17 protein-coding genes are annotated in these 24232 nt (G+C 73.8%); 8 read left to right on the top strand and 9 right to left on the bottom strand.

Going from position 1 to position 24232, the window contains the following annotated elements; all coding sequences use genetic code 11:
* Positions 1-32 precede the first annotated feature (32 nt).
* Positions 33-503, top strand: a complete 471-nt coding sequence (gene mscL, locus G407_RS0124420) for a large conductance mechanosensitive channel protein MscL (RefSeq protein WP_029032913.1) — start codon at positions 33-35, stop codon at positions 501-503.
* A gap of 468 nt (positions 504-971) precedes the next feature.
* The gene (locus G407_RS0124415; RefSeq protein WP_029032912.1) at positions 972-2120 is read left to right on the top strand and encodes a type III PLP-dependent enzyme; all 1149 of its coding nucleotides are present in this window, start codon (positions 972-974) and stop codon (positions 2118-2120) included.
* On the opposite strand, the gene G407_RS29885 is transcribed toward G407_RS0124415, so the two are convergent.
* Positions 2083-5268 carry a class I SAM-dependent DNA methyltransferase gene (locus G407_RS29885; protein ID WP_245259170.1) on the bottom strand — a complete coding sequence of 1062 codons (3186 nt, stop codon included), beginning with the start codon at positions 5266-5268 and terminating at the stop codon, positions 2083-2085. The two genes, G407_RS0124415 and G407_RS29885, sit on opposite strands and share 38 nt — an antisense overlap.
* Complete coding sequence (locus tag G407_RS32695) at positions 5192-6001, bottom strand: type IIL restriction-modification enzyme MmeI (protein ID WP_245259169.1); 810 nt, start codon at positions 5999-6001, stop codon at positions 5192-5194. The genes G407_RS29885 and G407_RS32695 overlap by 77 nt, the downstream gene beginning before the upstream one ends.
* A gap of 145 nt (positions 6002-6146) precedes the next feature.
* Between G407_RS32695 and G407_RS0124405 the strand changes: the two genes are divergently transcribed.
* The 6 genes from G407_RS0124405 to G407_RS0124375 all read left to right on the top strand — a co-directional run bounded on the left by G407_RS0124405 (position 6147) and on the right by G407_RS0124375 (position 15874).
* Positions 6147-7100, top strand: a complete 954-nt coding sequence (locus tag G407_RS0124405) for a DMT family transporter (RefSeq protein ID WP_029032911.1) — start codon at positions 6147-6149, stop codon at positions 7098-7100.
* 87 nt (positions 7101-7187) lie between these two features.
* Positions 7188-8246, top strand: coding sequence for a LacI family DNA-binding transcriptional regulator (locus G407_RS0124400; RefSeq protein WP_052341849.1), 1059 nt, complete (start codon positions 7188-7190; stop codon positions 8244-8246).
* Between the two features lie 251 nt (positions 8247-8497).
* A complete protein-coding gene (locus tag G407_RS32210; protein WP_052341848.1) occupies positions 8498-9667 on the top strand; it encodes an ImuA family protein in 1170 nt (389 codons plus the stop codon).
* 55 nt (positions 9668-9722) lie between these two features.
* Positions 9723-11189: a Y-family DNA polymerase gene (locus G407_RS0124390; protein WP_043540466.1), complete on the top strand. Its 1467-nt coding sequence runs from the start codon at positions 9723-9725 to the stop codon at positions 11187-11189.
* Between the two features lie 304 nt (positions 11190-11493).
* On the top strand, positions 11494-14931 hold the full coding sequence (locus G407_RS0124385; protein ID WP_245259168.1) for an error-prone DNA polymerase: 3438 nt from the start codon (positions 11494-11496) through the stop codon (positions 14929-14931).
* Positions 14932-15085: 154 nt separating this feature from the next.
* On the top strand, positions 15086-15874 hold the full coding sequence (locus G407_RS0124375; RefSeq protein WP_029032907.1) for a class II glutamine amidotransferase: 789 nt from the start codon (positions 15086-15088) through the stop codon (positions 15872-15874).
* 9 nt (positions 15875-15883) lie between these two features.
* On the opposite strand, the gene G407_RS31945 is transcribed toward G407_RS0124375, so the two are convergent.
* The 7 genes from G407_RS31945 to rlmN form a co-directional block, all read right to left on the bottom strand.
* A complete protein-coding gene (locus G407_RS31945) occupies positions 15884-16045 on the bottom strand; it encodes a hypothetical protein (protein WP_156917707.1) in 162 nt (53 codons plus the stop codon).
* 133 nt (positions 16046-16178) lie between these two features.
* Positions 16179-17870, bottom strand: a complete 1692-nt coding sequence (locus G407_RS0124365) for a methyl-accepting chemotaxis protein (RefSeq protein WP_029032906.1) — start codon at positions 17868-17870, stop codon at positions 16179-16181.
* A gap of 223 nt (positions 17871-18093) precedes the next feature.
* Positions 18094-18867 carry a ComF family protein gene (locus G407_RS0124360; RefSeq protein WP_052341847.1) on the bottom strand — a complete coding sequence of 258 codons (774 nt, stop codon included), beginning with the start codon at positions 18865-18867 and terminating at the stop codon, positions 18094-18096.
* A 44-nt stretch (positions 18868-18911) separates the two neighbouring features.
* Positions 18912-20819, bottom strand: a complete 1908-nt coding sequence (gene mnmG, locus G407_RS0124355) for a tRNA uridine-5-carboxymethylaminomethyl(34) synthesis enzyme MnmG (RefSeq protein ID WP_245259167.1) — start codon at positions 20817-20819, stop codon at positions 18912-18914.
* A 135-nt stretch (positions 20820-20954) separates the two neighbouring features.
* Positions 20955-22295 carry a tRNA uridine-5-carboxymethylaminomethyl(34) synthesis GTPase MnmE gene (gene mnmE, locus G407_RS0124350; protein ID WP_029032904.1) on the bottom strand — a complete coding sequence of 447 codons (1341 nt, stop codon included), beginning with the start codon at positions 22293-22295 and terminating at the stop codon, positions 20955-20957.
* Entirely contained in the window at positions 22292-22813 is a 522-nt protein-coding gene (locus G407_RS29875; RefSeq protein WP_052341846.1) for a hypothetical protein, read from the bottom strand. The genes mnmE and G407_RS29875 overlap by 4 nt, the downstream gene beginning before the upstream one ends.
* 7 nt (positions 22814-22820) lie before the next feature.
* Positions 22821-24161: a dual-specificity RNA methyltransferase RlmN gene (gene rlmN, locus G407_RS0124340; protein WP_029032903.1), complete on the bottom strand. Its 1341-nt coding sequence runs from the start codon at positions 24159-24161 to the stop codon at positions 22821-22823.
* Positions 24162-24232: the final 71 nt, after the last annotated feature.

Raw genomic sequence — 24232 nt, 5'->3', positions numbered from 1 at the left:
GGGCGCACGCTCGGGAGGGACCCATGGCCGGCATCGTCGACGAGTTCAGGACCTTCGCGCTGAAGGGCAACGTGGTGGACCTCGCGGTCGGCGTCATCATCGGCGCCGCCTTCTCGCGCATCGTCTCCTCGCTGGTGGAGGACGTGTTCACGCCGCTGATCGGCGTCGTCACCGGCGGGCTCGACTTCTCGAACTACTTCCTCGCGCTCTCCTCCGAGGTCACGGCGACGACGCTGGCCGAGGCGCGCGAGCAGGGGGCGGTGATCGCCTACGGGTCCTTCGTCACGGCGACGATCAACTTCCTCATCGTCGCCTGGGTGCTGTTCTTCGTCATCCGCGGCATCAACCGGCTGCGCGCCCGCCAGGAGGCGGAGGTCGCCGCCCCGCCCGAGCCGCCCGCCGAGCCCGAGGTCCCCGCCGACGTGAAGCTGCTCGCCGAGATCCGCGACCTGCTCGCGGACGGGTCCGAGAAAAATTCGCGAACCGGCCCACAAACCCATTGATCCGCCGAAGAATCGGCATTACCTACGCCCTTGCCCAATTTCGCACGTGCCTGTGGTCGCGTGCCGGTCGGTGGGCATCCGGGCAAGAGACCGGACAGCCGCCCGGGGGAGACTTCCCCCGACACCCCTGACCGGCAGCCGGAGGCGAAACCGGCGCACTCCGCCCTCAGCGGGGAACGCGACTTAAAGCAACGACGACACGGGCTTTTTTGGTCTCGATCGGCCCTCCAAAGGTCGGTCACCGAAGAGGCTTGTCTCATCATTGCCGGGCGTGCGGACGGGTCATCCCGCTCCAATCCATGGCAGCACGTCGGGTCGCTCCGTCGATCGCGCGTTCGCGTCTCCAAAGCGCGCTCGCCCGTCGAAGAGGCGTCCCATCGAGCTTGCGCGACCTCGGGCGAGGTCGCGATCGTGATCAATCGGCGGCCGCACCGCACGGCCGCCCGCGAGCCTATGGGGGAGAGCGCCATGACCGAGCGCATCCGTGAGTTCCTGCGCCGCCGCCGCGAGGACGGGCCCTGCCTCGTCGTCGACCTCGAGGTCGTGCGCGACAACTATTCCAAGTTCGCCCGGGCGCTGCCCGACACGCGCGTCTTCTACGCCGTGAAGGCGAACCCCGAGCCCGCGCTGCTGTCGCTCCTCGCCGATCTCGGCTCGTGCTTCGACACGGCCTCCGTCGTGGAGATCGAGCTCGCCCTCGGCGCCGGCGCGACGCCCGACCGGATCTCCTTCGGCAACACGATCAAGAAGGAGCGCGACATCGTGCGCGCCCTCGAGTTCGGCGTGCGCCTGTTCGCCGTCGACTGCGAGGACGAGGTCGAGAAGGTCGCCCGCGCCAAGGCCGCCGTCGGCGCCGAGGACGTGCAGGTGTTCTGCCGCATCCTCTGCGACGGCGCCGGCGCCGAGTGGCCGCTCTCGCGCAAGTTCGGCTGCGAGCCGGGCATGGCGGTCGAGGTGCTCGAGCACGCCCATCGCGTCGGGCTCGAGGCCTACGGCGTCTCCTTCCACGTCGGCTCGCAGCAGGGCAACACCGAGGCCTGGGACCAGGCGCTCGGCTCGGCGGCGGCGATCTTCCGCGCCTGCGCCGACAAGGGCATCCACCTGTCGATGGTCAACCTCGGCGGCGGCTTCCCGACGAAGTACCTCAAGGACATCCCGGCGGTGGAGGCCTACGGCCAGTCCATCTTCGAGGCCCTGTCGCGGCACTTCGGCAACCGCATCCCGGCCACCATCATCGAGCCGGGCCGCGGCATGGTGGGCAATGCCGGCGTGATCGAGGCGGAGGTGGTGCTCGTGTCGAAGAAGAGCCGGTCCGAGGACGAGATCCGCTGGGTCTACCTCGACATCGGCAAGTTCGGCGGCCTCGCCGAGACGATGGACGAGTCGATCCGCTACCCGATCCGCACGGACCGGGACGACGAGGCGACCGCGCCCTGCGTGCTCGCCGGTCCGACCTGCGATTCGGCCGACGTGATGTACGAGAAGACCCCCTACCCGCTGCCCGTGTCGCTCTCCATCGGCGACAAGGTGCTGATCGAGGGGACCGGGGCCTACACGACCACCTACGCCGCCGTGGCGTTCAACGGCTTCCCGCCGCTGAAGAGCTACGTGATCTGAGAAGAGGCCGACGCTGACGGATGGGGGGCGGATCGAGAGATGCCGCCCCTTTTTCCTTTTTCGCGACAGCGACTGTCATCCCGGATTGCGAAGCAAGTCCGGGACCCAGAGCCACAGGTGTTCGTGGAGCGGCGCGCCAGCGCCGCGGCGGGAACGGCTTCCGGCAGCGTCCGTGGACGCGCGCGCTTCGCGCACGCTGAGCGGAACGGAGGTGGTTCTGGATCCCGGGCCCGCTTCGCGACCCGGGATGACGGGAAGCGTTCTCACCGCGGCGTGAACCACCGCGTGGGTGCGCCCTCCACCGGCCGCGCGAGGCCGTGCTCGACCAGGGTGGCGAGCACCGCCTCGACGCGGGCGCGGCGCGCCGGCGTGGCGCGGCCGGCGAAGCTCGTGACGATGGAATCGAGGGGCGCGGGCGCGGGCGCGCGGGAGAGCACGTCGCGCACCACGCGGATCTGCTCGAGCCCGTCCGCCGGCCAGGCGGGACGCTCCGCCACGACCGGCGCGGCTGCGACGCCGATGTCGAGCTGCTCGGCCGCCTCCGGCAGCTTGTGGCGCAGCTTCGGGATCTGGTAGTCCGGCCGCAGCCAGCGCACGATCCCGCGCTTCTCCTCCGCCGCGCGCTCCTTGTTGAGCGCGACGAGGCGCGACAGAAGCTCCTCCTCCGCCGCCTCCTGCGCCTTGTCTTGTGCGGCGAGGGCGTCGTCGCGCCGGGCTTGCCGACGAGCGCGGGGGCGAGGTCCTCCCAGCCGTAGGCCTCCAGCGTCACCCGGTCGATGTCGTCGTGGATGGCCTTGAGCACCGCGACGAGCCCACGCTCGTACACCGAGCGCTCGGCCTCCGTGAGCGCCGGAACCTCCGCGCCCGATTCGAGCGCCCGCACCCGCTCCAGCACGTTGTAGAGCCCGGTCACGGTGAGATCGCCGTGCTCCGCGAGCCGCGCCTTGCGATGCGCATTCAGCCGCTCGCCGAGGTCGCGCAGGCGGAGGGTGAGGGGGTGGGCGGGGTCGGTGATGCAGGCGGGGAAGGGGTAGGGGTCGAAGGTGATGGTCTTGTTGTATCTTGGCCGGTCTTCAAGCGTTCCACCCGATTGAAGAGCCCAGACGAGGTGGGGGCGAGATGATGCCGCGGAAAGTAGGTCTCGCCGATCTGAGGAGACAGCAAGAAGCATATTGTCTGGCAGAACATCGCCTCTAAGCACCTCGAAAAAGCGGTGTTTGCTTGTCTCTACTGTACAAACGAAAGATGCCAGACCCTCCTGCGCCTGGCGCATTAAGGGGTTGTTTTCACCGAACAGCCACCAGTTCTGCTTCCGATAAGTTCTGTTGTTTTGGTCCCTATCGGGTTTCACGCGGTCAACGACATGCTGATACACCGCCGGAAACCGGTTCCGCACCTCGGCCTCGGCCAGCCCGAACAGATCGATCACCATGACCCCGCGAGGGCGCGCCGTCAGGTCTCGGCCGTTGCGGTATGGGCGGATGTGCTTGTCCAGGCCCGGCACGGTTCCGAGCCCGAGCGCCTTAGCCTTTGCCGGCGTGACGATGAACCCCGCGCCGTGAAGCTTCACGCCGGGGCTGGCGATCGCCGCGTTGGCGAGGAGCGGCGTCAGCGCCGAAAGATCGACGCCCAGCCGCAGGTTCCCCCTGACCTTCCCCTCCCGCCTCTCCAGATCGACCACCGGCGTATCGGTGTTCAGCCCCACCTCGGACACCACCTCCGCCAGCACGCCCTCGTGCCCGCCCTTCTCGCACACCGTCATCGCGATGCGCACGGCAGCCTTGTCGGAGGCCTTGAGCCAGGGGTGATCCGGCACGGCGAAGACGAGGGAGAGCGGCGGCTTGGCGGCGAGGTGGCGCTCGACGACGCGGCGCGAGAACGTCTGCACGATCGAGTTCGTGGTGATGAAGCCGAAGCGCCGCAGCCGCCGCGCGGGCTCGTCGGCCTTGGCCTTGCCTTTCCCCCTGCCCTTCGCCGGCTCCGCCAGCAGCCGCGTCGCCGCCTCGTCCCAGAAGTGCATCACGAAATCCGCTCCGCCGGGAATGTGCGGGCGGGCCTTCCAGCAGGCCTCGGCATAGCCGTCGCCGAGCTCGGCGCGCATGTCCTTGCCGCCGATGAAGGGCGGGTTGCCGACGACGAAATCCGCCTCCGGCCAGGGCGCCCGGCGCGGGTTGACGTAGGAATACAGCTCGATCCGCGCATCCGGATCGGGGATCTCCTCCAAGGTGATCGGGTGGCGCTTCGTCGTCACCCCGTCCCAGCGCGACAGCGGCCTGCCGTCCTCCCCCCGCAGCAGGTCCTGGCGGTCGTAGGCGATGAGCGCGTCCTGCTGCCGGATCGTGCCGTAGGCGTGCAGCACCGGATCGGTGATCGAGCCCGGCCCGCCGGTGCGCAGCTGCCATTTGATGTAGCCGATCCACAGCACCAGCTCGGCGATCGGCACGGCCCGCGGGTTGATCTCCAGACCCCAGAACTGCTTGGGGGACACGGTCTCGCCTTCGAGCGCGAGCCGCGCCTGGTCCTCGCCGAGCGCGTCGAGCGCCTCCAGCACGTCGCCCTCGAGCCGCTTCACCAGCTCGAGCGCGACGTAGAGGAAGTTGCCGGTGCCGCAGGCCGGATCGAGGATGCGGATGGTGCACAGCTCGTGGTGGAATGCGTTGACGAGCGCGAGCGCCTGGTCAGGCCGCCCCGCCTCGACCAGCTCCTTCGAGCGGGCGGACACCTCGTTCCATTGCTCGCGCAGCGGCTCGACGATGGTGGGCACGACGAGGCGCTCGACATAGGCGCGCGGCGTGTAGTGCGCGCCGAGCTTGGCGCGCTCGCGCGGGTCGAGCGCGCGCTCGAGCAGCGTGCCGAAGATCGCCGGCTCGACGTCGCGCCAGTCCCGCTGCGCGGCGACGTGCAGCTCGTGGATGTCCTCTCGGGCGAGCGGCAGCGCCCGGCAATGCGCGAAGAGCGAGCCGTTGAACGTGCGCAGCGTCTTCATCGCGCGCGGCTCGTAGAGCCCCTTGTCCATCGAGCGCCAGAGGCTCTCCAGCGCCGCGACGAAGGCGGCTTCGTTGTCCTTCAATTCACCCACGAGCGTGCAGAACGCCTGGTCCGGCAGGAGCCCCACGTCCTCCGCGAACATCGTGAACAGGCAGCGCATCAGGAACTCGGCGACGTCCTTGGGGTCGTGCCGGCCCTCGAGCCGCTTGGCGATGCGCGCGAGCCGCTCCGCGACGTCGCGGGTGACCTCCGCCGAGATCCGCGCCGGGTCGAGCGAGCGTGGGTCCTCGAAGAATCGCCTTCAGACGGGCGCGCACGGCATCGTCACGCAAATCGTCCATTCGGATTCGGTAGGACGTCCGATCCGGGAAATGCGCGTAGTTCTTGCCCTGACCGGAGAAGTCCGCGAACACCTCGATGACGTGGCCGATGTCGACGACGAGGATGAAGGGCGGATAGCCGTGATCGACGGGCAGCGCGCGGGCGTAGTTCTCCGCCTGCCGGCGCGCCTCGATCATGACCTTGTCCCAGCCGCGTCCGAGCACAGCCGGGGCAGGCGTGCGCGGGCCGAGAAGGTCGGCGTCCGGCGCCTCCGGCTCGGCACGCCCGCGCTTCTTCGACTGCTTCGCCTCCAGCACGAAGCAATCGCGCTTGTAGAGGTCGATCCAGCCGGGAGAGGTCGAGCCGTCGGCGTGGCGGAAGTCGACGCGGCGCTCGAACACGTAATCGTTGAGCCGGTTCTCGTCGCTCGACAGACGAGGCGTTTCCTGGACACCGAGGATGCCGCACAATTCCTGGACGAAGATCGGCAGGTTCGCGCGTTCGGGTCCACCGGCGGCTTTCACCTGCGCGATGAAACGTTCGATGTCGGGAGCGGCGGAAGGACGCGACATGGCCGGACATTATGGCCGCGTTCCGGCGCTGTCCATGCGATCCTCGCACCGGGAGGCGTCCCCGCGCCGCGCGCCCGCGCGCACACCGGGCATGCGTCCCGCCCCCCTGCCCACCGCCCTCCCGCGCGGCTAGTCTCGCAACCGCATGACCTCCCTCGATCCTTCCCGTGGCCCGCCCCGTCGCCGTCCGCCGCGGACCGACCTCGACGCCCCGCTCGACGCCGCCGCCAGCCGCGAGCGGCTCGTGGCGATCGGGCTGATGTGCGGGGCGCTGATCTGCTTCTCGGGCCTCGACACGAGCGCCAAGTGGCTCGGGGAGCAGGGGCTGCCGACCCTGCAGGTCGTGTTCCTCCGCTATCTCGGCTCGATCGTCTTGATCTCGTTCGTCGTCAACGGGCTGACGACCCCGGGCGTGACGCGCTCGGCGCGGCCGGGGCTGCAGGTGCTGCGCTCGCTCTTCCTGATGGGCGGCACGCTGCTCAACTTCACGGCGCTGCGCTGGCTCCAGCTCGCCGAGACCATGGCGATCATGTTCTCGACGCCCTTCATCGTGGCGCTGATCGCCGGGCCGCTCCTCGGCGAGCGGGTGGGGCCGCGCCGGCTCGCGGCGATCGCGGTGGGGTTCGTCGGCGTGCTCGTCGTGGTGCGTCCGGGGCTCGAGGGCTTCCACCCCGCCGCGCTGCTCTCGGTCGGGGCGGCGGTGTGCAACGCCCTCTACGGCGTGACGACGCGCATGCTCGCCGGGCACGACAGCTCGCGCACCACGCTCGTCTATTCCGGCCTCGTGGGCGTCGCCGTGACGGCGCCGATCGCGCCCTTCGTCTGGGAGGCGCCGCCCTCGGCGCTGTCCTGGCTCCTCCTCGCCGGCCTCGGCGCCTTCGGGGCGGTGGGGCACTGGCTCCTCATCCTCGCCCACGCCCGCGCCCCCGCGGCGGCGCTCTCACCGTTCTTCTACACGCAGATCGTCTGGATGCTGGCGCTGGGCTGGCTCGTCTTCGGCGACCTGCCGGACGCCTGGACGCTCGTGGGGGCGGCGGTCGTCGTCGCCTCCGGCCTCTACCTCCTCGCGCGCGAGCGCGCGCGAACGCGCCGGAGCTGATCCGGTTTCTCGGTTAAGTATGTTCCCCGATGGACCGCGCAGTCCGTACGGCTAACCTGTGCCGGTTTCGCCGGGGGACTGGGCTGCATGAAATCGTCATCGTCGGGGCCGGCATTGGGGGCCCGCGGCCGCGTCACGCTGCAGATCATCGCGGACGTGCTCGACGTCTCGACCGCGACCGTCTCGCTCGCCCTGCGCAATGCCCCCGTGGTCGCGGAGGCGACGCGGCTGCGCGTGCAGCAGGCGGCGCGCGAGCTCGGCTACACCTACAATCGGGGCGCCGCCGCGCTGCGCACCGCGCGCTCGGACATGCTCGCCGTCGCGCTCTCCGACGTGGCGCTGCCGGACCACGCGGCCATCCTCGGCGCGGTGGAGGACGCCGCGCGCGAGGCGGGGCGCACGATCCTGCTCGGCACCACGGCGGAGGACGTCGCCCGCCAGGAGCGGGTGCTCGCCATGCTCGGCGAGTTCCGCCCCGACGGCCTGCTGATCGTCCCCGCCGGCGGCACCACGGCGGCGGCGCTCTACCACCTCGTCGCGGCGGGCATCCCCGTCGTGCAGGTCTCGCGGGAGGTCGAGGGGCTCGCCTTCGACTACGTGGGCAGCGACGACACGATGGCCGCCTGCCTCGCCGTGGAGCACCTGCTCGCGCTGGGCCACCGGCGCATCGGCATGATCGGCGGGGCGGACGGGCTCTCCTGCCACCGCGCGCGGCGGCGCGCCTTCTGCGAGGCGCTGCAGCGCGCCGGCGTGCCGATCGACGGCAGCTGGCTGATCGACGGCTACGGCAGCCGCGAGACCGGGATCGACGGCGTCGGGCGCCTGCTGGGGCTGCCGAACGCGCCGACGGCGGTCGTGTGCGTCGACGATCTCACCGCGCTCGGCGCCATGACCGGCCTCGCCCGCGCCGAGCGGCGCCCGGGCCGCGATCTCTCGATCGTCGGTTGTGGCGATGCGCCGGAGGCCGCCGTGTCCGAGCCGCGGCTCTCCACCGTGCGGGCCCATCACGGGGCGATCGGCCGGCGTGCGGCGGAGGTGCTCCTGCGCCGCATCGCCGAGCCCGAGGCCGCCCGCGAGCGCCACCTGATCCCGCCCGAGCTCGTGGTGCGCGACAGCTGCGCGCGGCTGGAGCGCGCGGCGGCCTGAAGGCGGCCGGCGCTCCCGCCACGCCCCGCGTCCCGCGCAACGTCCGATTCCGGCGCCGGTCCCGATCCGCCGATTCCCTGCTTGACTCCCATCCGTCGCGATGGAATCCATGATGGAACGGATTAGGAACAGATAGGGATCGAACCATGGCTCGTCACGAGCCTCGCGACGGCGCCCCGGCGTCGGCGGACGGTACCGCCGTGCCTGGGGCCATCCCTGGGGCCATCATGCCTGGGGCCATGCCTGGGGCCATGCCCGGGGCCGTGCCCGGCGAGATGCCGGGAGACGCGTTCGGCGCGGAGGAGACCCCGGCCGAGCGGATCGCCCGCGCGCGCGCCGCGCTCGCCGCCGCGCAGGCGGGCGAAGGTCCGGTGCGCGAGAGGTCGGCACGGGAGGGGTCGACGAGAGAGGGGACGGCGGGAGAGGGGGCCTCGAACGGGTTCGGCGGGGCCGCGCACGCGGTGCACTCGGTGGGGGGCTCGGCGGGCCGTGCCGCTCGGCCGCGGCGGACGCGGATGGTGCCGCAGCAGCCCTTCCGCACGGAGCCCTCGGCGGCGGAGCCCGCCCTCCCCCGCCGGACGCGCCGCCCCCCCGCACCGCTCGGCGAGGGCGAGGGCGCGACCGCGCTCGACGCCGCGCTCGGCGGCGGGCTCGCCCGCGGCACGATCCACGAGATCCTCGCCGGGGAGGCCGGCGATCTCGGCGCGGCGCACGGCTTCGCGCTCGCCTGCGCGGCGCGGCTCGCCGCTCCCGTCCCCGCCGCCTCTGTCTCCGCCGCTCCCGCGCGGCTCGGCCCGCCCGGCCGCGTGCTCCTCGTCCAGGACGAGGAGGCCGCGCGGGAGGACGGCCTGCCCTACGGGCCGGGCCTGGCGCTCGCCGGGCTCGATCCCGCGCATCTCGTCCTGGTGCGCGCCCGCGACGCGCGCGAGGCCCTGTGGGCGACGGAGCAGGCCCTGCGCTGCCGGTCGCTCGCCGCCGTCCTCGCCGAGATCGCGCGCCTGCCGGGGCTCTACGACCTCACCGCCTCGCGCCGGCTGGTGCTCGCCGCCCGCGAGGGCGGCACGACCGGCCTCGTCGTGCAGGCCGCCTTCGGGGCGGGGGAGGGGCCGCGCGCCAGCGCCGCCGAGACCCGCTTCGTCGTCCATGCCGCGCCGAGCCGTCCCGGGCTCGCCGGCACCCCCGGCGCGCCGGCCTGGCGCGTCCGGCTCGCCCGCCATCGCGGCGGGCGCGAAGGCCTCTATCACCTGGAGTGGAGCCATGACGACCGAGTCTTCCGGGATTTCTCGCGCGACCTCCCGCGAGACCGCACGCGAGACACGTCCATCGAAGCGCTATCTCGCCCTCGTCCTGCCGACGCTCGCGACGGACCGGGCCCGGAGAGCCGAGGCGGGCGGCTCCTGCGCTTCGCCGCGCGGGGCTGAGGGCGGCGCGGGCGCGAGGGACCGGACCGCGAGGGGCGAGATCCCGCTCGCCGCGGTGGCGAAGGTCCGCGGGGCGCTGCGCCTGTCCGCCTGCGACGCCCGCGCCGCCGCGCTGGGGCTGCGTCCCGGCCTGTCGCTCGCCGATGCCCGCGCGCTGCACCCCGCGCTCGCGGTGGTGGACGCCGATCCCGAGGGCGACGCCGCGGCGCTGGTGCGGCTCGCCGACTGGGGCCGGCGCTTCACGCCCCTCGTCGCGCCGCTGCCGCCGGACGGCTTCGTGCTCGACGTCGGGGGCTCGGCCCACCTCTTCGGCGGCGAGGCGGCCCTGCGGGCGGACGCGGTCGCCCGCCTCGCCGGCCTCGGATTCGCCGCCCGCGCCGCCGTCGCCGGCACGCCGGAGGCGGCGGCGGCGCTGGCGCGGGCGGCGGACGGGGCGATCGTCGCCTCGGGCGAGGAGGCGCGGGCGCTCGCGCCGCTGCCCGTGCGCGCGCTCGGCGTCGCCGACGAGGTGGTCGACGGGCTCGCACGGCTCGGCCTGACGCGGATCGAGGACGTGGCGCTGCGCCCGCGCGCGCCCTTCGCGGCGCGCTTCGGCACGGATCTCGTGAGCCGGCTCGACGCCGCCCTCGGGCGCACCCGCTCCGCCATCGGCGCGCGGCTCGAGGCTCCGCCCTACGTGGTCGAGCGGCGCTTCTTCGAGCCGATCCTCACGCCCGAGGACGTCTCGCGCACGCTGGCGCGCCTCGCCGAGGAGCTCGCCGGCATGCTCGAGCGCCACGGCGAGGGGGCGCTCGCCCTCGAGCTCGCGCTGTTCCGGGTCGACGGGGCGGTGCGGCGGCTGCGGGTGGGCGCGAGCCGCCCCACCCGCGAGCCGGCGCGCATGGCGCTGCTCTTCCGCGAGACGCTCGCCGGGGAGCGCGACGAGCTCGACATCGGCTGGGGCTTCGACGTCGTGCGCCTCGCCGCGCTCTCCGCGCGCCGGCTCGACGAGGCCGCCCGCCGGCTCGACGGCTCGGTGGCGGGGGAGGATCTCGCCCGCCTCGTCGACGCGCTCGGCGCCCGGCTCGGGACGGAGCGCGTGCGCCGCATCGCGCCCTGCGACAGCCATTGGCCGGAGGCGGCCGCTTCCCTCGTGCCGCCGGGCGCGCCGACCCGCCCGGAGGGCGATCGCGGGGGGAGGCGCCGCGAGGACGACCCTGCCGCCGGGTGGCTGCCGCCCGTCCCCGACGCCGCGCCCGACCGGCCGATCCGGCTGTTCGCCCGGCCCGAGCCGATCGAGGCGGTCGCCACCGTGCCCGACGGCCCGCCCTTGCGCTTCCGCTGGCGGCGCGTCCTGCACGAGACCGCCGCCTACGAGGGTCCCGAGCGCATCGCCCCGGCCTGGTGGGACGGGGAGGGCCTCACCCGCGACTATTTCCGCACCGAGGACCGCGCGGGGCGCCGTTTCTGGATCTTCCGCGAGGGCCTGTGGGGCCACGAGACCGACGCGCCGCGCTGGTACGTGCACGGGCTGTTCGGATGAGCGGCGCTCACGAAGGCCGCCGACCGTCTCCCCTCTCCCTCGTGGAGAGGGGCCGGGGGTGTGGGGCGTGCAGGACGATCGCGACCGCGATGCCGCGCTCCGCTCCCGCCCCGTCGGGGCGGGGACAGGCTCGCTTCGGCGAGCCAGGGGCGGGGTCTCCCGGCTCGACGCCTGCCGATTTCGGCTTCGCCGAAGCGCGCCTTCGGCGCACCCCCTCCGTCTCGTCGCCTTCGGCGCCGATCCACCTCCCCCGATGGGGGAGGAGCGGGGTTTCGACGGAGGAGACCACGAACGGAGCCCCGCCGTGACCGGCTTCCTCCCCCTGCGGCTGCCCTACGCCGAGCTCGCCGTGACGACGAACTTCTCCTTCCTGGAGGGGGGCTCGCATCCCGAGGAGCTGGTCGCGCAGGCGGCGAGCCTCGGGCTCGCGGGCATCGGCATCGCCGACCGCAACTCGGTGGCCGGCGTCGTGCGCGCCCACGTGGCGCTGCGGGAATGGCGCGCGGAGAACGCCGCCGGCACGCGCGACCTGCGCCTCGCGCCGGGCGCGCGCCTCGCCTTCGCCGACGGCACGCCCGACATCCTCGCCTACCCGAGGGACCGCGCGGCCTGGGGCCGGCTCTGCCGGCTGCTCACGCTGGGCAAGAGCCGCGCGCCCAAGGGATCGTGCGCGCTGCATCGCGACGACCTCCTCGCGCGCGCCGACGGCCTCCAGCTGATCGTGCTGCCGCGGCTCGACCGGGCGGACGACGATCTGGGCTTCCTGCCCGCCCTCGCGGAAGCCTCCGCCGGCACCTGGCTCGCCGCCCGCGCCGGCTACGGCCGCGCACCCCGGGCCGCGCTCGCGCGCACCCTCGCCCTCGCGCGGGCGGGCGGCGTGCTTGCGATCGCGGTCGGCGACGTGCTCTACCATTCCCCCGAGCGGCGCGCGCTTCAGGACGTGCTCACCTGCATCCGCCACGGCGTCGGGCTCGACGCCGCCGGCCGCCGCCTCTGCGCCAACGCCGAGCGCCACCTCAAGCCCGCCGCGGAGATGGCGCGGCTGTTCCGCGAGGCGCCGGGCGCGATCCCCGAGACGATCCGCTTCCTCGACGGCCTCGCCTTCTCGCTGGACGACCTGCGCTACGAATATCCCGAGGAGGGCCGCGAGGGCTTCGCCGACCCGCAGGCGGCGCTCGCCCACCACGCCTGGGAGGGCGCCCGCCGGCGCTTCGGGGAGGCCGTGCCGGACAGGGTCGCCGCCGCCATCCGCCACGAGCTCGCCCTCATCGCGGAGCTGGCCTACGCCCCCTACTTCCTCACCGTCCACGACATCGTGCGCTTCGCCCGCTCGCGGGGCATCCTCGCCCAGGGGCGCGGCTCGGCGGCGAACTCCACCGTGTGCTTCTGCCTGGGCATCACCGAGGTCGACCCGACCAAGCACGACCTCCTGTTCGAGCGCTTCGTCTCCAACGAGCGCAAGGAGCCCCCCGACATCGACGTCGACTTCGAGCACGAGCGGCGCGAGGAGGTGATGCAGTACGTCTACGAGCGCTACGGCCGCGAGCGGGCCGGGCTCGCGGCGAGCGTCATCACCTACCGCGCCCGCTCCGCCGTGCGCGAGGTCGGCAAGGTCTTCGGCCTGTCGGAGGACAGCGTGGCCGCGCTCTCGGGCACGATCTGGGGCTGGTCGAAGGCGGCCGTCGAGGAGCGTGAGGTCGAGCGGCTCGGCATGGACCCGCGCGAGACCCGCCTCGCCCGGGTGCTGGCGCTGGCGGAGGAGCTCTCCGGCTTCCCGCGCCACCTGTCGCAGCACACCGGCGGCTTCGTCATCACCCGCTCGCGGCTCGACGAGGTCACCCCCGTCGCCCCCGCCGCGATGGAGGACCGCACCACGGTGGAGTGGGACAAGGACGATCTCGAGGCGCTCGGCATGCTCAAGATCGACCTCCTGGCGCTGGGCATGCTCTCGTGCCTGCGCCGGGCCTTCGACCTGCTCGCCGACCAGTACGGCGAGCGCCTGACGCTGGCGACGATCCCCGCCGAGGACAAGCGGGTCTACGCCATGATCCAACGCGCCGACACGCTCGGCGTCTTCCAGATCGAGAGCCGGGCGCAGATGTCGATGCTGCCGCGCCTCAAGCCCGCCTCGTTCTACGATCTCGTCATCGAGGTGGCGATCGTGCGCCCCGGGCCGATCCAGGGCGACATGGTGCATCCGTACCTGCGCCGCCGCGAGGGCCGCGAGCGGGTGTCCTACCCCGCCCCCGCCCCCGGGCACGGTCCCCCCGACGAGCTCGAGCGGGTGCTCGGCAAGACGCTCGGCGTGCCGCTCTTCCAGGAGCAGGCGATGAAGATCGCCATCGTCGCCGCCCGCTTCACGCCGTCCGAGGCCGATCGGCTGCGCCGCGCCATGGCGACCTTCCGGCGGGTGGGCACGATCGGCACCTTCGCGCGGAAGATGGTCGAGGGCATGGTGGCGCGCGGCTACGACCGGTCCTTCGCCGAGCATTGCTTCAAGCAGATCGAGGGCTTCGGCGAGTACGGCTTCCCGGAGAGCCACGCGGCCTCCTTCGCGCTCCTCGTCTACGCCTCCTGCTGGTTCAAGGCGCGCTATCCGGACGTGTTCGCCGCGGCGCTGCTGAACGCCCAGCCGATGGGCTTCTACGCCCCCGCGCAGATCGTGCGCGACGCCCGCGAGCACGGCGTCGAGGTACGCCCGCCCGACGTCAACGCCTCCGCCTTCGACTGCACGCTCGAGCCCGGTCCCCGCGCCGCCGAGCGGCTGCATCCGGCCCACGCGTCGATGCGCGGGGACATCCGCACGGAGCGCGCCCTGCGGCTCGGCCTGCGCACGATCAAGGGCGTGCGCGAGCCGGAGATGCGCCTGCTGGCCGCCCGGCGCGGAGCCGGCTACGATTCCGTGCGAGACCTGTGGCTGCGCACCGAGCTGCCGCCGGCGGTGCTGGAGCGCCTCGCCGAGGCCGACGCCTTCGCCTCGCTCGGGCTCTCGCGGCGCGACGCGCTGTGGGCGGTCAAGGCGCTCCGGCGCTCGGGCGACAAGGACGACCTGCCGCTCTTCCGCGCCGCCACGATGGCCGAGCGCGAGCCCGACGCCGCCCTTCCCCCGATGCCGCCGGGCCAGGAGGTGGTGTGCGACTACCGCTCCCTCACCCTCTCGCTCAAGGCCCACCCGGTCTCCTTCCTGCGCGCGGAGCTGGCCCGGCGCGGCGTGGCGCGCCACGCCGATCTCGCCGGCGCCCGCGACGGGGCTAGGGTCGCGGTGTCGGGCCTCGTCCTCATCCGCCAGCGCCCCGGGTCGGCCAAGGGCGTCATCTTCATGACGCTCGAGGACGAGACCGGCATCGCCAACCTGATCGTCTGGCCCAAGACCTTCGAGGCCTTCCGCCCGGTCGTCATCGGGGCGCGGCTGGTGGGCGTGCGCGGGCGCCTGCAGCGGGCGAACGGCGTCGTCCACCTCGTCGCCGACCGGCTGGAGGACTGGTCGGGGCTCCTCGCCCGGCTCGGTGCGCAGGCGATGCCGGAGGCCCTCGCCCGCGCCGACGAGGTCAAGGGCGGCTCCAGCCCCGACCCGCGCGAGAAGGAGACGAGGCGCGAGCGCGAGGCCCGCTTCCGGGCGCTGGTGCACCGAGGGGACGAACCGGAGCCGGCGCCGGCGCAGGACGTCGCCCGCCACGAGGCCCGGCGTACCGTCCGCGCCGAGGTCGCCGCGGTCATGCCGAAGGGGCGGAACTTCCGATGAGGGGCGCCGCGCGACGCTCCCGGACGACGCTCTCCGCGATCGGCCCGCTCCGCCACGCCGACGCCACGTTCACGCCGTCCTAAGATCGCGCGTGTCATCGTCCGCGTGCGCGGGCCGCGCGCGATTCGGCGGCCCTTCAGGAGTCCCATCGGCCATGTGCCGCTTCCTCGCCTACCGGGGCGACCCGGTCTTCGTCTCCGATCTCGTCTGCGCCCCCAAGCATTCGCTGGTTCACCAGTCGCTGCACGCCGCGGAGGCCAAGACCGAGACCAACGGGGACGGATTCGGCATCGGCTGGTACGGGGAGCGGCCCGAGCCCGGCCTCTACCGCGAGATCCGCCCGGCCTGGTCGGACGAGAACCTCGCGAGCCTTTCCGAGCAGGTGCGCTCGCGCCTGTTCTTCGCGCACGTGCGCGCCTCCACCGGCACCGCGACGACGCGGGCGAACTGCCACCCGTTCAAGCAGGGCCGGCACCTGTTCATGCACAACGGCCAGATCGGCGGCTACGCCCGCATCCGCCGCAAGCTCGACGCGCTCATTCCCGACACGCTCTACGACGCGCGCCAGGGCAACACCGATTCGGAGGCGATCTTCCTGATGGCGCTGGCCGGCGGCCTCGCCGAGGACCCGATCGGCGCCATGGCGCGCACGCTCGCCACGGTGCGGGCGATGGTGCGGCTCGCCGACATCGACGAGCCCGTGCGCTTCACGGCAGCCTTCACGGACGGCGAGAGCCTCGTCGCCTATCGCTGGGCCTGCGACGACCGCCCGCCCTCGCTCTACTGGCGCGAGAGCGCGACCGGGCTCCTCGTCGTCTCCGAGCCGATCGACGCCGAGCGCGAGGGCTGGCGCGAGATTCCGCGCGGCTGCACCCTCCTGGCGCGGCCCGGCCGCCCGGTCGAGATCGCCTGCCTCAACGCCGCCATGGCCCGCGCCGCCTGAGCCTTCCGCTCAGACCATCGAGAGCGCGAGCATCGTGACGCCGCCGAGGAGCCCGGCGCAGGCGAGCGCGGAGGCGACCAGGGAAGCCCGCGCGCCGGCGCGGTAGCCGAACGCCGCATCCGCACCGCACCGCGCGCTCGAGGCCGCCGTCCCGCTCGTGTCCCGTGCCATGATGGCCCCTCGTCCAGCACCCGCGGCCACCTCGGCCGCGGGCTCGATCACGAGGACGAGAAGGCACCGGGCGGGCTGAACGGCCGGTAAAGCCGATCCGTCGCATTCGAACTATCGTGAACGCGCCGTTAGCTCACGCGGCGCGCACCGAGGCCAGGAACGCCGTCACCTGCGTGCGCAGCTCGCCCGCCTGCCGGTCGATGTCCTCGGCCGAGCTGCGGATCCGGTCGGCCGCCGCACCCGTGGTCGCCGCCGCCTGGCGCACGCCGGAGATGTTGGCGGAGACCTCGTTCGTCCCGCTGGAGGCCTCGGCGACGTTGCGGGCGATCTCCTGGGTCGCGACGTTCTGCTCCTCCACGGCGGCGGCGATGCCGGACGCGTAGGTGTCGAGCCTGCGGATCACCGCCGCGATCTCGCCGATCGCGGAAGCGGTCTCCCCGGTCACGCCCTGGATGTCGCGGATCTGCTCGGCGATCTCCTCCGTGGCCCTGGCGGTCTGCGAGGCGAGCGACTTCACCTCGGCCGCCACCACGGCGAAGCCCTTGCCGGCCTCGCCCGCACGGGCCGCCTCGATGGTGGCGTTGAGCGCGAGGAGGTTCGTCTGCTCGGCGATCTGCTGGATCAGCCCGACGATGTCGCCGATGCGCTGGGCGGCGTCGGTGAGCCGGCCGACCTTCTCTACCGTGAGGCCGGCCTGGTCGGCCGCGCCGCCGGCGAGCGTGGCGGTCTCGCCGACCTGGCGGCCGACCTCCTGCACGGTGGTGGCGAGCTCGGTCGAGGAGGCGGCGACGTTCTCGACGTTCGAGGCGGCCTGCTCGGAGGCTGCGGCGACCGCCGTCGCCTGGTTCGTCGTCTCCTCGGCGGTGGCCGACATCGACCGTGCGCTCTCGGAGAGCTCGCCCGAGGACCGGTCGAGCGCGGCGGTGACCATCTCGGCGCTCTCCTCGAAGCGCGCGACCGCCGCCTCCACCGCCGCCTGGCGCCGCTCGCGCGCGGCCTGAGCCTGCGCCGCCTCGGCACGCAGCCGCTCGGCCTCGACGCCGTTCTCCCTGAACACGGCGAGCGCCTGCGCCATCTCGCCGACCTCGTCGCCGCGCCCCTGCGCGGGGATCGCGACGCTCCAGTCGCTGCGGGCGAGGCGGCTCATCGCGTGCGTCATCTGCCGGATGGGCGCGGACACGCTGCGCGTCAGCCAGACGGTCACCCCGACCGCGGCGGCGAGCGCCGCGAGGAGCGCGGCCGCCATCGCCCACGTCGCCGTGGCATGCGCCGCCCGCGAGCTCTCCATGCGCGCGCGCGCCCGCTCGACGGTGTACTCCATGAACCCGTTGGCGCCCTCGCGCGCGGCGCGGAAGCTCTCGACCGCGGACGTGCGGGCGACGCGCTCGGCGCCGTCGCGGTCGCCCGAATCGACCGCCGCCAGAACGCCGCTCTCGAGCATGCCGAGGTACTCCGCGGAGGCCCGCTGGAGCGTGCCGAGGTAGCCTTCCTCCTCGGCGGAGAGCCGCGTTCCGCGCAGCTCGTCGTAGCGCACGAGGAGACGCTCGGCCTGGGCCTCGATCTCGGCGCGCAGCCGGCTGCGGGTCTCCGGGCGCTCGGCCAGCACGTATTCGAGGGAGTCGCCCCGCACCCGGTAGAGCGCCGACTTCACGTCGTCGAGGGCCTCGATCGCCAGGAGCTCCTGCACGTACATGTCCTCCAGGCGGCGATTGCTCTCGCCGAGCTCCCAGAACGCGACGGCGCCGATGATGCCGCTGCCGGCCACGACGGCCGATACGCCGAGCAGGACCCTGTGCGCGATCCGGAGGTTGTGCAGGTTGACCATCGTCGTCTCCCGTGATGTTCCCGCGGACCCCTGGCCCGGAGGTGGCGGGACGCTAGTCGCCGTGCCTTAACTGTTGGTTATTTCCGTAGAGTAACAAATGATAATGCTGCGCCTCTGCTGACGAATTCTCACGGACTCAAAGTAGACTGCGCCTGTCTGCGCAAATGCCGACGTGAATGCGCTTCGCTGCAAGGAACCCGATCCTTCGCGGCCGCGCCGCGCATCAGGCCTCGGCGACGACCCGCGCGAAGGCGAGCACGTCGACACGGGCGGCACCGGCGCGGCGCAGCGCGCGGGCCGCCGCCTCGGCGGTGGCGCCGGTGGTCAGCACGTCGTCGACGAGCACCACCCGCCGCCCGGCGACGCGCGGGCGAAGCGCCTTCGGCACCACGAGCGCGCCGGCGAGGTTCTGCGCGCGCTGGGGACGCGTGAGGCCGACCTGGGTGCGCGTCGCCTTCACGCGGCGCAGGACGAGCGGGTCCGCCGGCACGCCGCTCGCACGCGAGAGCGCCTGCGCGAGCGCCGCCGCCTGGTTGAAGCGCCGGCTCCAGAGCCGGCCGCGATGCAGCGGGACCGGCACGAGCAGGTCCGCGTCGACCAGGAGCTCGCGCCCCGCGCGCAGCATCATCCGCGCCAGCGTCTGCGCGACGTCGAGCCGGTCGCCGTACTTGAGCTTGTGCACGAGGGTGCGCGCCGCGCCCTCGTAGGCCACCGCCGCCCGGGCGCGGGCGAAGGGTGGCGGCGCGGCGATCGCCGCGGGCGAGAGCGCGCCGTCCCCGATCTCGACGGGAAACGGCGTCCCGAGCCGCGCGCACCAGGGTCGCTCGAGGAAGGTCAGCTCGCGCCAGCAGGCGGCGCACAGGCCCGGGGTCTCCGCGAGCGCGCCGCCGCAGGACGGGCAGGCCGGCGGGTAGATCACGTCCGCGAGCCGCGCGAGCAGGCCCCGCCGTAGCGGCGGGACGAAGCGCGACCGTGGCGGGTGCGGGAGGGCGTCCATCGGCTCAGGATAGATCGCCCGCGGCGCGGCGGGAAGCCGGAGCGTCAGCCGTCCGTGCCGGGACGTCCCCCTGCGCCCTCGCGCTTGCGGGCGTGCGCGGCGAGCAGCGTGATGGCGGCCGGCGTCATGCCCTCGATGCGCGCAGCCTGGCCGAGCGTGCGCGGGCGAACCCGGTCGAGCTTGCCGCGGATCTCGTTGGAAAGCCCCGGCAAGGCGGCGAAGTCGATGCCGTCGGCGAGGACCACGCTCTCGTCGCGGCGATGCGCGGCGATGTCCGCCGCCTGCCGGTCGAGGTAGACGGCGTAGGTCGCGTCGGTCTCCAGCCGCTCGCGCAGCGGCGTCTCGATCGCGCCGAGGTCCGGCCAGGCGCGCACCAGGTCGTCGAAGCCGACGTGCGGATAGGACAGCAGCTGGAAGGCCGAGCGGCGGATGCCGTCCTGGTTGACGGCGAGCCCGACGCCGGCGGCCTCGCTCGGCGTGAGCGTGCGCGCCTCGAGCAGCGCGCGCGCCGCCGCCAGCCGGGCGGTCGCTTCCGCGAAGACGCGCGCCCGCTCGGCGCCGACGCAGCCGGCGGCGAGGCCCACCGGCGTGAGACGCTCGTCGGCGTTGTCGACGCGCAGGCTCAGCCGGTACTCGGAGCGCGAGGTGAACATGCGGTAGGGCTCGCTGACACCGCGGGTGACGAGGTCGTCGATCAGCACGCCGAGATAGGACTGCGCCCGGTCGAAGACCACGCCCGCCCCGCCGCCGGCGACGAGGGCCGCGTTGATGCCGGCCGCGATCCCCTGGGCGCCGGCTTCCTCGTAGCCGGTGGTGCCGTTGATCTGGCCGGCGAGGAAGAGGCCGGCGATGCGCTTCGTCTCCAGCGTCGGCGACAGGCTGCGCGGGTCGACGTAGTCGTACTCGATGGCGTAGCCCGGCCGGAGGATACGCGCCCGCTCGCAGCCGGGGATGGCCGCGACGACGCCGGCTTGCACGTCCTCCGGCAGCGAGGTCGAGATGCCGTTGGGATAGACGGTGGGGTCGTCGAGCCCCTCCGGCTCGAGGAAGACCTGGTGCCCGTCGCGGTCGCCGAAGCGCACGACCTTGTCCTCGATCGAGGGGCAGTAGCGCGGGCCGGTGGAGGCGATGTCGCCGGAATACATCGGGGCGCGGTGCAGGTTGGCGCGGATCAGGTCGTGCGCCGCCGGCGTCGTGCGGGTGATGCCGCAGGCCACCTGCGGCGTCCCGATCCGCGTCGTCAGCGCCGAGAACGGCACGGGGTCGTCGTCCGCCTCCTGCACGGCGACGCCCGCCCAGTCGATCGTGCGCCCGTCGAGCCGCGGGGGCGTGCCGGTCTTCAGCCGGCCGAGTGCGAAGCCGAAGCGTTCCAGCGTCGCCGAGAGGCCGACGGAGGGCGCCTCGCCGGCGCGGCCGGCGGGGATCTTGCGCTCGCCGATGTGGATGAGCCCGCGCAGGAAGGTGCCGGTGGTGATCACCACGGCGCCGGCGCGCAGCCGCCGCCCGTCGGCGAGGACGAGCCCGGCGACGCGCCCGTCCGCCACGTCGATGTCGTGCGCCTCGCCCTCGACGATCGCGAGGCTCGGCTGGACCGCGAGGGCGGCCTGCATGTGCCGGGCGTAGAGCCTGCGGTCGGCCTGGGTGCGCGGGCCGCGCACGGCGGGGCCCTTGCGCCGGTTGAGCAGGCGGAACTGGATGCCGGCGCGGTCCGCGACGCGGCCCATCAGCCCGTCGAGCGCATCGATCTCGCGCACGAGATGGCCCTTGCCGAGCCCGCCGATGGCCGGGTTGCAGGACATCGCGCCGATGGTCGCGGCCTTGTGCGTGACGAGCGCCGTCGCGGCCCCCATCCGCGCGGCCGCCGCCGCCGCCTCGACGCCGGCATGGCCGCCGCCGCCGACGACGACGTCGAAGGCCTCCATCTCCGGCGCAGGGTATGCGGGCGCGGTCATCGCTCGGGTCTCGGCTCTCGTCTCGCGGGCGGAAGGATGCCCGGCATATACAGGCTGTGCGTCGCGTGATCCAGGGCGGCGCAGGCGCGGCCCTCACTTCGCGGCCCTCACTTTGCGGCCCTCACTTCGCGTCGCTCACTTGCCGATGCAGAACGCCCCGAACAGCGCGTCGAGCACGTCCTCGACGTCGACGCGCCCCGCGATCGTCCCGACCGCGCGAGCGGCGAGGCGCACGTCCTCGGCGGCGAGCTCGGTCTCGCCGGCGGCGAGGGTCGCCGCGGCGCGGTCGAGCGCCTCGCGCGCCCGCTCGAGCGCGATCCGGTGACGGGCCCGGGTGACGACGGCGTCGCCGCCGTCGCCCACGGTGCCGCGGGCGCGGTCCTCGATGGCGGCGAGCAGGTCGGCGATGCCCGCCCCCGTCGTCGCCGAAAGGGCGAGCGCGCCGCGCGCGTCCGCGGCCGGGGCGTCGTCCGCGAGGTCGCTCTTGGCGCGCACGTGCAGGAGCGGCGCGCCGCCCGCCTCCGGCGCGGCCGGGGCGTCGACCGGATCGAGCCAGACCAGGAGGTCCGCGCCCGCGATCCGCGCCCGCGTGCGGGCCACGCCCTCGGCCTCGATGGCGTCCTGCGTCTCGCGGAGCCCCGCCGTGTCGATCAGCGTCACCGGAAGGCCGCCGAGATCGAGGCGAACCTCGATGGCGTCGCGGGTCGTGCCGGGGACGGCGGAGACGATGGCGACGTCGCGCCGCGCGAGCGCGTTCATCAGGGTGGACTTGCCCGCGTTGGGCGGACCGGCGAGGACGACGACGTAGCCCTCGCGCAGCCGCTCGCCGCGCCCGGCGTCGGCGAGCGCCGCCGCGATCTCGTGGGCCAGCGCCGCGATCCGCTCCGCCGCCTGCGCCTCCACCGAGGCGGCGACGTCGCCCTCGTCGGAGAAGTCGAGCGCGGCCTCGAGCAGCGCCTGCGTCTCGACGAGCCGCCCACGCCAGGCGTCCGCGAGCGCGCCGAGCCCGCCTTCCAGCTGCCGCAGCGCCTGGCGGCGTTGCGCCTGCGTCTGCGCCTCGATCAGGTCGGCGAGGCCCTCCACGGCGGAGAGGTCCATGCGCCCGGCGAGGAAGGCGCGGCGGGTGAACTCGCCGGGCTCCGCCGGACGGCAGCCGGGCAGGCGCGCCAGCGCCTCGAGCACGCCCGTGCGCGTCGCGAGCCCGCCGTGGACGTGCAGCTCCGCCTGGTCCTCGCCGGTGAAGGAGTGCGGCGCCGGGAAGAAGGCGACCAGCGCCCGGTCGAGCGCCTCCCCGTTCGTCGGGTCGCGCAGGGTGCGCAGGGCGAGCCGGCGCGGCGGGGGCGGGCCTCCCGCGAGCGCCTCGAGCACGCGGCGCGTGCCGGGGCCGCTCACGCGCACGACGCAGATCGCCGCGCGGCCGAAGCCGGAGGCGGGGGCGAAGACGGTGTCCGTCCCGGGCGCGGTCGGAGCGGTCATGGGCGCGGCCCGCTGCCGGGGCCGGCGTGGTCCGGACCGCGCGTCGGGCGCCCCGCCGAGCGGCCGGACACCGCCCAGTAGACGAGCCCCGCCACGGCGCCGGTGACGAACAGGATCGCGGTCAGCCGCCCTTCCGCCGGCATCGCCGCCGCCTCGCCGGCGCCGCCGCGCGCGATCCAGGGCACCGCGGCCGTCAGCGCCGCGGCGAGCCCGCTGTAGAGGACGAGGGAGCGCGCCCCGGCGATCTCGCCCACGGCGGAGGCCAACGTCACGGGCGCGACGACGAGCACGGTCGCGAGCATCCAGAAGCCGACGAACAGCGTCTCGACCACCGGCGCGGGATCGCCGCCGGCGGCGGCGATGCGGAAGACGGCGGCGAAGGCGGCGAGCCCGATCCGCGCGATGGTCTCGCGCGCGGCGGGATCGTTCAGGACGCCGATCGCGAGCGCCACCGCACCCGCGGGGATCGCGAGCAGGAGCCCGACGAGCCAGAAGGCGAGGCGCGAGAGCGCGTGCACCGGCGCCTCAGTCCCCGGCCTCGGCGGCCGCCGCCGCGTAGACCCCCTCCGCGCCGATGCCGCTCTCGAGCATCATCCGGGCGCGGGCGCGCAGCTTCTCGGTCTCGCTCTTGAGCTGGCCGCAGGCGGCGAGGATATCGCGGCCGCGCGGCGTGCGCACCGGCGACGCGTAGCCCGCGCGGTAGACGATCTCCGAGAAGCGCTCGATCCGCTCCCAGGAGGAGCATTCGTATTTCGAGCCGGGCCACGGGTTGAACGGGATCAGGTTGATCTTCGCCGGCACGCCCTGGAGCAGCTTGACCAGCGCCCGCGCGTCGGCGTCCGAATCGTTGACGCCGTCGAGCATGACGTACTCGAAGGTGATCCGCCGGGCGTTGGAGAGGCCGGGATAGTCCCGGCAGGCCTGCATCAGCTCGGCGATCGGGTACTTCTTGTTGAGCGGCACCAGCGTGTTGCGCAGCTCGTCGCGCACGGCGTGGAGCGAGATGGCGAGCGCGCTGTGCGCCTCCTCGCCGAGCCGGCCGATCTGCGGCACGACGCCCGACGTCGACACCGTGATGCGCCGGCGCGAGAGGCCGAGTCCCTCGTTGTCCGCCAGGACGCCGATCGCCGCCACCACGTTGTCCGTGTTGTAGAGCGGCTCGCCCATGCCCATGAAGACGATGTTGGTCACGAAGCGCCCGCCGTCGGTGGGCACGAAGGCGCCGTCCGGCGGGGTCGCGTCGGGCCAGTCGCCCAGGCGGTCGCGGGCGACGACGAGCTGGGCCGCGATCTCGGCGGAGGTGAGGTTGCGCACGAGCTTCTGCGTGCCGGTGTGGCAGAACGAGCAGGTCAGCGTGCAGCCGACCTGGGAGGAGACGCACAGGGTGCCGCGGTCGCTCTCGGGAATGTAGACGCACTCGATCTCGGCGCCCTTGTCGTGGGGGCCGGTCGAGGGCATGCGCAGGAGCCACTTGCGGGTGCCGTCCTTCGAGACCTGCTCGGAGACGACCTCCGGGCGCGCCAGCGTGTAGTGCTCGGCGAGCAGCGCGCGCAGGTGCTTGGAGACGTTGGTCATCGCGGCGAAGTCGCGCGCACCGCGGAAGTAGATCCAGTGCCAGACCTGCGCGACGCGCATCCTCGCCTCGCGCTCGGGCACGCCCGCCTCGAGCAGGCGCTGCTTCAGCTCGTCGCGGGTGAGCCCGACGAGCGAGGGCTGGCCGGCCTGGGCGCCCGGCGCGAGATCGAGCTCGGCCGCCTTCTCGATGGCGGCCTTGTCGACGGCGGCCTTGTCGACGGCGGTCGCCTCGCTGCCGCCGAGGGCGGGCGCGTTCGGGTTCCGGCGCGCGATGTCGAGCGCGTGGGGCATGGACCTGTGACCTTCGTTCTCGTGATCGGGCTCATATAGGGGAAAATCGCGGCGAGCGTGAGTCCCTCACG

The sequence above is a fragment of the Salinarimonas rosea DSM 21201 genome (genome assembly GCF_000429045.1).
Classification (GTDB): domain Bacteria; phylum Pseudomonadota; class Alphaproteobacteria; order Rhizobiales; family Beijerinckiaceae; genus Salinarimonas; species Salinarimonas rosea.
Note: the sequence above shows the minus strand (reverse complement) of the source record. Positions and strands in the feature narration are given on the sequence as shown.